Annotated in this window: 7 protein-coding genes and 3 pseudogenes; 1 reads left to right on the top strand and 9 read right to left on the bottom strand. The window is 38.5% G+C overall.

What is annotated here, in order from left to right; translation table 11 throughout:
• Positions 1 to 1,005 precede the first annotated feature (1,005 nt).
• The 9 genes and pseudogenes from WQ54_RS11275 to WQ54_RS34660 all read right to left on the bottom strand — a co-directional run bounded on the left by WQ54_RS11275 (position 1,006) and on the right by WQ54_RS34660 (position 9,898).
• Positions 1,006 to 1,731 (bottom strand): nucleotidyltransferase domain-containing protein, encoded by a 726-nt coding sequence (locus tag WQ54_RS11275; RefSeq protein WP_046516404.1) that lies wholly within the window; start codon positions 1,729 to 1,731, stop codon positions 1,006 to 1,008.
• Positions 1,732 to 2,782: 1,051 nt separating this feature from the next.
• On the bottom strand, positions 2,783 to 2,950 hold the full coding sequence (locus WQ54_RS33540; protein ID WP_156177883.1) for a hypothetical protein: 168 nt from the start codon (positions 2,948 to 2,950) through the stop codon (positions 2,783 to 2,785).
• Positions 2,951 to 3,265: 315 nt separating this feature from the next.
• A complete protein-coding gene (locus tag WQ54_RS11270) occupies positions 3,266 to 3,595 on the bottom strand; it encodes a hypothetical protein (RefSeq protein WP_046516401.1) in 330 nt (109 codons plus the stop codon).
• A 273-nt stretch (positions 3,596 to 3,868) separates the two neighbouring features.
• Positions 3,869 to 4,663: an SDR family NAD(P)-dependent oxidoreductase gene (locus WQ54_RS11265; protein WP_046516398.1), complete on the bottom strand. Its 795-nt coding sequence runs from the start codon at positions 4,661 to 4,663 to the stop codon at positions 3,869 to 3,871.
• Between the two features lie 37 nt (positions 4,664 to 4,700).
• Positions 4,701 to 5,715, bottom strand: a pseudogene (locus tag WQ54_RS11260) (helix-turn-helix domain-containing protein).
• A gap of 522 nt (positions 5,716 to 6,237) precedes the next feature.
• On the bottom strand, positions 6,238 to 7,116 hold the full coding sequence (locus tag WQ54_RS11255; protein WP_046516395.1) for an aldo/keto reductase: 879 nt from the start codon (positions 7,114 to 7,116) through the stop codon (positions 6,238 to 6,240).
• 20 nt (positions 7,117 to 7,136) lie between these two features.
• Positions 7,137 to 8,132, bottom strand: coding sequence for an aldo/keto reductase (locus WQ54_RS11250; RefSeq protein ID WP_084821993.1), 996 nt, complete (start codon positions 8,130 to 8,132; stop codon positions 7,137 to 7,139).
• 851 nt (positions 8,133 to 8,983) lie between these two features.
• Positions 8,984 to 9,439, bottom strand: a pseudogene (locus tag WQ54_RS34665) (gfo/Idh/MocA family oxidoreductase); the annotation flags it as partial.
• 21 nt (positions 9,440 to 9,460) lie between these two features.
• Positions 9,461 to 9,898 carry a Gfo/Idh/MocA family protein gene (locus WQ54_RS34660; RefSeq protein ID WP_231597503.1) on the bottom strand — a complete coding sequence of 146 codons (438 nt, stop codon included), beginning with the start codon at positions 9,896 to 9,898 and terminating at the stop codon, positions 9,461 to 9,463.
• A 208-nt stretch (positions 9,899 to 10,106) separates the two neighbouring features.
• Here WQ54_RS34660 and WQ54_RS35245 point away from each other — a divergent pair.
• Positions 10,107 to 10,287: pseudogene (locus WQ54_RS35245) on the top strand (small, acid-soluble spore protein, alpha/beta type).
• Positions 10,288 to 10,407 lie beyond the last annotated feature (120 nt).

Below are 10,407 nucleotides of genomic sequence, written 5' to 3'. Positions count from 1 at the left end.
ATTTGCCTTGCATGATTAATTGAATCTTCATTAGTCTAGTGGCTATCCCTTCGGGTTGATTAGACCTTTCATCGGTACTGTGCCACCACTTTCACTGATATAAAGTTAAGTTATACAATAACTATTCTCATTATTGCTTTCCTTATCAACGCTTCATAGAAAGTAAGTCCTCCACGTTATCAGCTTACAACGTTGAATTATATCTATTATAGAATGAACTTAGGTGCTTCCTGTAAGCCTGTTAGCCGTTCTTATGCCTGTAACACATCATGGACTTTCATAATTGTCATTCTTACTCATCCACTGCTAACCTCACATTAGGTGATATACACATTTCTATGTATTGCCAGTCTAGACCCGTACATTCAGAAGTTCGTCAGCTTAACCTTTTTACTTTAGGTTCTTTTGCATTCTCACCATATTCATTCAACTCAAGCATCATGATTTACACCACCCCCTCGGGTAGGCTTTCGTCAGCCGAACTGTTACGGTAAATTCTCACGCCTTTTCGCCGAGCTTATAACACTATTATTCTTACTAATTCAAGTGCTATTCGACTAAGAGAGAACCCTTCAGGGCGTTACCCCACCATTTGATTCTTCGATATAATCCTTCAGTTCCGGAAGGAACTGTCTAACCTTTACTTGGGTAATGTGACCATTCCCAATTTAAGCTAGAAACATTTCGCACAACAATATGGCCCTTTTCTTGAATGGGCACCACCAGCAGAACGCAGATTTACAACGTTAAGAAAATACAAAAATAAAAAGCCTAATTTCCCGGGTGTTATTAGTGAGGAGTTCGCTTTAGTTACTTCATAAAAACGCCCTATAATGTAACAATATATGCTTACATGATCTTGGTGATTTTATAGTAGATCATTTTATTGAGTAAAAATTCAAAGTTGATTTGGCTTAGCAAATAAAAAATGATCAGAAATTGTACTATATGTTATCTTCTTCCCAAGTTGTAGCAAAGAATCGAACATTTAGAATCGGACTAATCTTAAACTTTTCTCCAATAATTCACTTCATTTTCAAGCTTGTCATCCCATGATTCGTACACTTGTCCAAATCCAAAAGACCTTAATAATATTTCGGTTTCTTTAAACAATTGAATTTGATCCTCGGGGTTAGCATATTTTGAGATCGTAACAAACCGATCACTCAAAGCTGACTTTTGCATTGGGAGATGCTCCAAACGAGTGAGTAAAATATCGACTCTATCCAAATATGGGGGAATTAATTTATTTAAACTAAATAAACAATTGATTAAGTACATGACAGATGAGGAAGCCTGCAACAAAGCTCCTAGTTCATTATTTCTTCTTACCGCCTTCATTGACCGATAAAAAGCATTTAAGTAGGCTTCCAACCATCCGGATACTTGTTTTTCAGATTCTTGATCAGATAGTGTACAGATTTCATGAATTATCGTTGGTAGCCATGTCGTTTTGTTAATGATAATTTGGGCTGTTAAAAAAGCATTCGCTCGCCAATCCGACAGCTTTTGAAACCCCCTAAGCTCTTTTTCGCTCATATACGATACATCCCATTTCCAAGTTGCGTTGGGAAGACACACTTCAGGCTCGGATTGTTCATAAACGACTAGTAAATCGACATCTGAACTTTTGTCATTGGTATTGGCTGAAACCGACCCCATTAAAAGTACTCCTAACACGTTTGGATGAGTACAACTCTCATATACTAACTTTTTTATTTCACCAATCATAAACACAACTCCCCTTCAAACAAGTCGAGCTCGTATCTATAATTAATTCACCACAAGTAACACCTAAACCTCCCATTTTATAAAATTGACTGCATATCGTTATTCATGAAACTGGCCCGATTGTGAAGGATAACTTGTTTTTACCCAGAGAATCTTCACTTTCCCCCTTTCACTTTTAGGGTATAATCTGCAATTTCTTCACTTACACGAAGTTCATTCTTGTGTTTTAATCTCCACCTTTTACTATTACGCGATTACCGGTTAGGGGGCCGGAGTCTTGGTTACTTCTTCTTCTTGTTCTACATCTTCTTCTACGTCTTCTTGCTGATCGTGGTCTTCATGTTGCTACGATGTCGTTCGGCTCCGGCTTGCCGTCCTTCTTATCCATTATGTTGCCCTTTCGGTCGGTGTCTCCGATGCCTTTCCCCTGCTGACATGAACAACTCTACCACCCTTCTTCCTGTTGTCAAATACCTCTTCGTGTAACCTGTATCACATTGCTATAACTTGCCTGGGAAGGCTGAATTGGAAGTTGAAAGGGCTAGGATTGAAGTCATTAATGCCGGAACAAATTTCCGACGTGTACTTATGACATTGAACGAAGTAAAATGAGTTTGTTGGAATCGCAAAACAAACTCGCTGATAAGTGAGGGATTTCGGCTGGAACAATTCGCTCGGAAATTTTCTTGGACCCTCCTGCGAATGATGTAAGGAACCTTACAAAGAGACTTCTTGATTCTGAATCGGAATAGGAACGCCACCCTTCCTTCCGGCACTAGGTTAGTGACCGGAAGGAAGGGTGCGTTTATGCCGCGAAAGCCCTATTGATATGGGGGGTCCCCATGTCAATAGGAAGCGTGGAATAAAAAGCGAACTGACTGGAGGGAACGGAACCACAGCAGCTTACATGTCTCCAAGAACTATATGGAAATCTCCTAAAAGACATGACAGCCCCCTTACTGCAACGATTGAAAAGAATCCTACAGGAAATGCCATAGATAGTCCGGCTTCCGACATGCTAGCTTTATCATTGTCCTTTTTGGAAGGCACACTACTTCCCTTGCATCGCATTAATGATCCGTTCAGTAATGGCGACATCAGCCTCTTCAGTCTGCAATGCATTCGCTAAAATCGACTCGGCTTTTTCACTGTCTTTAATCTCGTAGTCATTCATGATTCCTTCAATATAATACTTTAAAATATTTTGCAGATTTTCCAATGGACAAACCTCCGGATGGTCATTTTTACTTATATAGTGTGTCCATGTAAATCAAAGGTATCCAATCGCCTTTAGCAACTCTGCAATATAAACCTCAGTCGTTTAAAAATCTAAGTTTTATACCACAATCGCGTCCGATTGCTGAACAACATTGGTAATCACGCGCTGACATAACGACAAATAAAACAGCGTAAGAGTAAAAATTCCTCCTACGCTGTTTTATTTGCTTATGAAATTTATGATCAGCAAAATTCTTCGGTTTGCCGGTTCGTATCCCGGATCAAACCTGCAGGCTTTCCTACAGGTCTTATGGGCTTAAAACGGCTCGATGGCTTTCTCGTTTTTACCAGTTTGAGGCTGATTTTCAATTCTTCTTTCTTCGGCTTCCTTGGGAATTTCTTTAAGGCGTTTATTTACTTCTTCTACTTGATTAGTAGTTCTCATTTCATCCATTTTCAAAAACCTCAATTCATTAAAATATTTGATAAAAATAGTATGCAGCAGTAACGAAGATTTTATGTCCGCTAAGTCAGACCCCCATGTTTTGCCACAGAGTGACTTTATATGAGGTACGGCAAGAATTCCTTCTTTTTGGGACCACTTGCAGATTGACAATAAGTTATTTAATTTTAAAACCTCAAACACGCATACCCCCGTCCTGTTTTTAGGACGGGGGTAAAATAAAGTTGTTTAATTTTTGATAAAAAATGCTTCACCGATCTTTACCATCCTCTTGGTAATACTCCTCTTTCCTCCTCCTAACCTGTTAAGTACTCTCTTCGCCGGAGTTACGGTAATGATAGGGTAGGATGGTAGATATTTTGATACGATTATTTCTATCTAGATTTCCCCAATAGTCGCAACAGATTCAATGATGCATGAATAGTATAAATATATTGAATATCCGCATAAAAAATGTTAAAAAATAGTCGGTACCATTCCCCCATCCATACGGATTGGAGACCCTTTAAATGCGGATGCATAAGGACTACATACAAATGTAGTTATTCTACCGATTTCACTTGGCTTGATAAAACGCTGTATTTCAGATTGAGGCAGGTTAATAGTCATAAATTTTTTCTCTTTTTCTAAAAAGGTCATATCTTCATTAGGGTACATACCCTCAATTATTTGATGTACCTTTTCAGAGAGTGTTGGTCCCGGCATGATCGTATTGACTGTAACTTCTGTTCCTATTGTTAATTTAGATAAGCTTTTTGACAATGATAATAGCATTGATTTTGTCATACTATACTGAGGCATTAGTCCTGAAGGCATAATTGCTTCTTCACTCGCAATAAAGATAATGCGGCCATAATTATTTTTCAACATTTTAGGTAAATAAAATTTAGATAATCCATTTGCTGCTAGAACATTAGTACGGAAGTATTTTTCCCATACTTCATCGTCAACGTCCTCATATTGCATAATTTCATAAATACCCATATTGTTAACTAAAATATCAATATTGGGATAGTTTTCAAATAAAGCTTCTCTTTGTTGTATATCTACAATATCAGCTGTAGCATTTTGAGGAGAGGTAGCCGGGAAATCTGATTTAATTTCATCTATAGTTCGTTCTACCTCTTTATAATTTCGTCCATTAATTAGTACATTAACACCCTCTTTTGCAAGTTCAATGGCAATTGCTTTACCTATACCTTTCGTTGATCCTGTAACTAAAGCTGTTTTATTGTTTAATCCCATATCCATAATACATTTCTCCTTTTAATTTACTTTTAGGACAAAGTCAATTTATCAAGTTTGTTCCTAAATGTTCCGTACGCCAATTTGAAGGAGTATCACCTTCCCAAAGACGGAAGGCGCGGTAGAACGAGTTCTGGTCTTCATATCCAATCAGGAAGGCTACTTCTTTAATATCAAGCGAGGGGTCTGCCAAGTACTCTCGTGCCTGCTCATGTCGAACTTGTGTCAACAGATGTTTGAAGCTCGTGCCTTCGTCATTAAGCCGGCGTTGCAAGGTACGATCGCTCATCCCCAACTCGCTCGCAACAGCCTGAATGTCGGGGCGCCCTCCTGTTAGACTACGTTTTATGATCCACTTGACCATCTCGATAATTGAGCGGCTACGTTGCTGCTCATCCAACGATTGGTCCAGTACGGGAGTCAGAATTTCCAGCAACTCTGCGTTGTACGAGACAAAAGGGCGGTCCAGATCTTCTCGATGCAGTATCAACCGGTTACAATTTGCACCGATCTGGATACGGCAGCCGAAATAAGCTTCGAGTGCCTGTACGTCACCCATTGAGTGCGAAAATTCGACGAACCTCGCCTTCAAAGGTTGACCAGTGCCCCGGCGTCCTAGCTCTAGAAGAAATGCCAGCGTAATTCCAACCAGCATCGGCGGAACGGGATGCTCGGTATACAACCATTCCAGTTCGATTGTACAGTTATCACCTTCCTCAGTAATACGTAAGCTTTCGGGGGGGGCACAATTGTTTGTACCGGGCCATTCGCTTTAGTGCGTCGCGGTAGTCACGAGCATGGTAAGCCGCTAAGACGGGCGGTGGGTAATGAGCTGTTTCAAAGACGGTCGCAAGCTTGATGATTCCTTTGGCAGTGTCATCAATGAGATTGGAATAAGCCTGCCATATCGCGAAATATTGGGGGGTGGTGACAACTGGTTCAGTAATAATGGTGAGGGGCAGTCGTGCTTTTCGAACCACGTCGCGGGTAGAAATCCCTACTTGACTTAATCCTGCCCAAAATCCTGCTGGGATTTTAATACGAGTCTGAGACGCCATACATATGAGCCCTCCTTTAGCTATCTACACATTCACTAGTTTTGGTTGTGATTGCGTCCTTCCTTGTTGGCGGGACAGTTATTACATTACCTCTTCAATGTCGCTCTGTAACTAGCAAAAGGCGACATTCTACTTACCAATTACGTCGAATTAGTTAGTAATAGGTACCATTAGCTGAAATTTAAGTCCTATTAACACTAAGAATTTATTAGATTTATTTTAAATTGCATTCACCTAACAATTTTTAACCCTTACATAAAAATGATATTATACACGAAGTTTTTACGAAAGATATATAGAATCATCCCCTTCCCTGATTAACATGAATTGTGGGGTTTCGTTATCTGAATCTTATAGTAGAGTGGCCTTCCATGAGAAGGAAGAGGAAACTGTCCTCATAGCAGAGGAATGAGGGAAACTTTATTATAAAAAGAATGAATGGCAATCCAAAACTTTGTATTACGATTTGGATTGCCATTCTTTTTTGTTAGAGGAGTTAAACTCTTCATTTCGCTTTTTAGCTTAAGCGATTGACGTAGGTGCACCGAATATCGTTGTATAACCACTGATTGATTTTAATATTCGTGCTGCTTCTTCATCATTCATTGAACCATAACGTTCAACAGCATCGACGATTTTAGGGAACAAGTGGATATCCCCCGCACTGGCAAAACCGGCTAGTCCCGGGAAAGATAGAACAAAGTGAACACAGGCATCAATTACTTCCTGCTGATCAAACGGCTCGTACCATGTTGCATACGGACGTTCACTCCCCTCTTTCCACGGAGCTTTTGCAATCGCTTTAATAACCCTGACTGCCACGTTTTGTTTGTTCGCTTCTTCCATTAAAGCATCGAACGATTCACGATATTCAGGCAAAGAATACATATAATAATTCAAAGGAAGTAATACTGTTGCAAACGGGAATCGTTTCAAGGCCTCTAAATGGGTAACAGGTGCTTGATGGCCATGGCCTGTTATCCCGATTGCTTTCACAATCCCTTCTTCTTTCGCTTCTATAGCAGCTTCCAAAGCGCCTCCCTTTGCTGTACACTTGTCAAGCTCCTCTATTGTACCGACTGCATGCAATTGCAGTAAATCAACTGAATCGACCTTCATCCGCTCCAAAGAACGATAAATTTCTGCCTTAGCTTTTTCTTTTGTCCTTTGTCCCGTTTTCGTAGCTAAAAATATGTCGTTGCGAACTTTACTAATAATGGAAGCCAAGCGTAATTCCGCATCTCCATAGTCTGCACCTGTATCGAAATGGTTCACTCCATGCTCTAAAGCAAACGAAATCGACTGGTCTGCTACTTCTTGTGTTACATTTCCTAAACTAGCTGCTCCAAACATGACGACAGAACCTTCATAACTTAAACGGCCAATTTTTCGTTTTTGCATTGTAAAACCTCCTTATGGTTTTAAACTTCTTCGGAACGGTCAGTAGCAGGTGGAGGAGCAACAGATAACGAGGAAATTTCGTTACGCATCTCTGGAGTCATGTCAATCTCCAATGCCGCAAGCGACGGTTCCAACTGCTCAAGATTTCGGGCACCGATAATGGGGGCGGTTATACTCGGGTTAGACATGACCCATGCAACAGCCAACGACGCCGGATGAACTCCCCGCTCGTTTGCATACTTTGTAAAGTGGTCTGCCGTTTCAAAATAGCGCTGATCGCCATAACGCCGACGATAACTATCCTGCACAATCAATCTTCCATCATCAAGCTTATGTTCGGTTCCATACTTCCCGGTTAACAATCCACCGCCAAGTGGGCTGTAGGAAATGACTCCAATTTGTTCCGATTCGGCAAGCGGTAAAATTTCAACCTCAGCCTGACGCTTTACAAGGTTATACATAGGTTGCATACATTCAAAACGGGCCAAACTTTCTTTTGCAGAAATTCCTAAAGCTTTGGCAATCTGCCATGCTGCCCAGTTACTAACTGCAGGGTATAAGATTTTCCCCTGCCGCTGGAGGTCATCCATTGCCCGCAGCGTCTCTTCTATTGGTGTTTCAGGATCAAAAGCATGGACAAAATAAAACTCAATCCTGTCTGTTTTCAAACGTCTTAAACTATCCTCTACGGCCATGATGATATGTCTCCGCGATAATCCCTTATTATTAACGCCACTACCCGTTTCTCCAAAAACTTTGGTTGTTAAAATGATTTCGTTCCGGCAATCTTTAATACATTTACCAAGAATTTCTTCCGCCAGTCCATTATTATAAACATTGGCACAATCAAAAAAGTTAATACCAACCTCCCGTGAGCGGTAGAACATCGCCATGGAAGCTTCTTCATCTGCGATGCCGCCAAATGACATCGTTCCAAAACAAAGATTTGATACCTTAATACCTGTCTTTCCAACTGTACGGTACTCCACTACATCTTCCTCCTTAATCGAGTTCATAATGGTCCTTTAATTCTAGTAAATTAACAGATGATATAAAAAGCTGATAAAACAAAAAATTCAGAAAAAATAATTTAGATTAATACAGCTTTTGATAATTCCCCACTCTACTTTTTATTCTATCTACTTGCTAAAAGTATAAATATTTTGAAAAATGTATACAAGTACTGAAATTTTATTGATATAATACAAATTATATAATATACTATAGTTTTTATAGTAACTATAAGAGGGATACCATAAAGAAATTTGATAATATACATATTGAATGCTCTAGCGAAAAAGCACTTGATATCATTGAACTATGACCAGAATAATGGAAGTAACAAATAAGGAGAACAATGTTCTAAGTTAGCACGCTTAGCATACTTCTTTAAAACAGAAGCGATCGTACTGGCATTTTATCGCATCATGTGGAAACAAAGTACCAAGGGCTGTCCAATTGACTTACTACCTTTTTCAAAAGATGCTTCGAGGAAAGATTGACCCTCAAACCGTTGTATCCTTCAATTCACTATGGGGGATTGCTTAAATTTCGTCACATTCAATTTATAATATGTATGAAACCGATCTTTTCGACGAGGTGTTAAAACATTGGTAATGGGAAGAAAAATTGGTTAACAGAGCTGAGGGAGTTGAAGAAGAAAACCTTCTAAAAATATCCTTTTACCGATTGTAATTTTCACCTTCTTGATTGAAGTCTCTTCAAATTCATTAATTGTCTTTATGTCCCATGTTTTAAGATGATACCTGATTTCTTAAATTTCAACGATACTTGATCAAATCGAACAATTCTTTTCATAGCAATGTAGAGGTTGACCCTCACTTCAATGGATCAACCTCCTCTTCCTTTATTTATTTATCTCTAATAACTTTTTGATAACAACATCACAAATTTCATGCGTCTTTAGTGCATCATTACTTGAGACCTGTGTCTCTTTATTTAATGTAATGGACTGAATGAAATCAGCTATTATTTGTTCAAAACCTCTTTTAAATAAAGTCGGCTCCCAATCACTTGAACCTTGCTTGTTTTCATCTCGATCTTTCTGAATAACTAGTTCAGACACATTATAGACGACTCTTTTTTCGGCTGAGTTCATAACTTCTACCTTTTCTTCGTTTACACCACTATCCCTATTCATGATTCCAATCGCAGTAGCGCCATCGGTTGATATGATTTGTATAGAAACATGGTATAGCAATTCGCCTTTTTTCTTTCCATTCACTACAATCCGATCAATTGGGTTTGGAAACAAATATCGCAATGTATCAACAACATGGATAAAATCATCTAAAATAAATGTTTTAACGTCATCAGGTAACGACTAACGGTTTTTTTGCATAATGATCATATTAGGATCTGCTAATTCTTTTAATTTTTGATAGCTCGGTGCATAACGTCGATTAAAGCCCACCATTAATTTTAGCTCTTTTTTTTCAGCTAATTGGACCAGTTCTTGTGATTGCTCATAATGAAATGAAAGTGGTTTATCAACATATACATGAATGTTGTTTAGTAGAAGCTGTTTTACAATTTCATAATGAGACTCAGTTGCCGTATGAACAAATGCTCCTTTAATCCCGCTATTAATTAATGAATATAGGTTTTGATGGATTTTTTGAAACCTATACTTTTGAGCCACCTGTGCTAATTTCGCTTCGTTGCGTGTATATAAATGAAACTCAATATTCTCTATTCCGCTTATTACAGGTAGATATGCTTTTAATGCAATATCTCCTAAACCAATTACACCTATTTTCATGATTTTTCACCTCTTCTAAATTAATCAACAATTGTATATTTAAATAAGTAATAACTAGTTATTGCTTCTATACTAATTGAATATCATTCCTTATAGCAAATTTACACTTATCATTATTTACATGTATAGGTTTTGCTTACTACATCAAACTACTATTAAGCAAGCATGCATAATCTAACTCTTACAATCTTTTAAGGAGATGATTTGAATGGCACAAAATAATAACAGCAATCAATTAGTTGTTCCAGGTGCTAAACAAGCTATTGAACAAATGAAGTTTGAAATCATCAGAGTTTGGTGTTAACCTTGGTGCTGAAACATCTTCAAGAGCTAACGGTTCTGTAGGTGGAGAAATGACGAAACGCCTAGTTGCTATGGCTCAACAATGAATGGGACGTTTATCATTATTTTTTACGTATTTAGGAGGAGAAGAAACTTCTCCTCCATTTTATGTCTTTTTAGATAAACTCCGATTCTAAAAACAATAATTCCATATAAGAATAAAAAAC

Origin of the sequence: Bacillus sp. SA1-12, from assembly GCF_000981385.1 — a bacterium.
GTDB lineage: Bacteria > Bacillota > Bacilli > Bacillales > Bacillaceae > Metabacillus.
Note: the sequence above shows the minus strand (reverse complement) of the source record. Positions and strands in the feature narration are given on the sequence as shown.

What these genes read in the sequence shown, in the direction of transcription:
- WQ54_RS11255 (WP_046516395.1), bottom strand. Translation starts at nt 7,116, where the DNA reads ATGCAAAAACGAAAAATTGGCCGTTTAAGTTATGAAGGTTCTGTCGTC.
- WQ54_RS11250 (WP_084821993.1), bottom strand. Translation starts at nt 8,132, where the DNA reads ATGAACTCGATTAAGGAGGAAGATGTAGTGGAGTACCGTACAGTTGGA.
- WQ54_RS34660 (WP_231597503.1), bottom strand. Translation starts at nt 9,898, where the DNA reads ATGAAAATAGGTGTAATTGGTTTAGGAGATATTGCATTAAAAGCATAT.
- WQ54_RS11265 (WP_046516398.1), bottom strand. Translation starts at nt 4,663, where the DNA reads ATGGATATGGGATTAAACAATAAAACAGCTTTAGTTACAGGATCAACG.
- WQ54_RS11275 (WP_046516404.1), bottom strand. Translation starts at nt 1,731, where the DNA reads ATGATTGGTGAAATAAAAAAGTTAGTATATGAGAGTTGTACTCATCCA.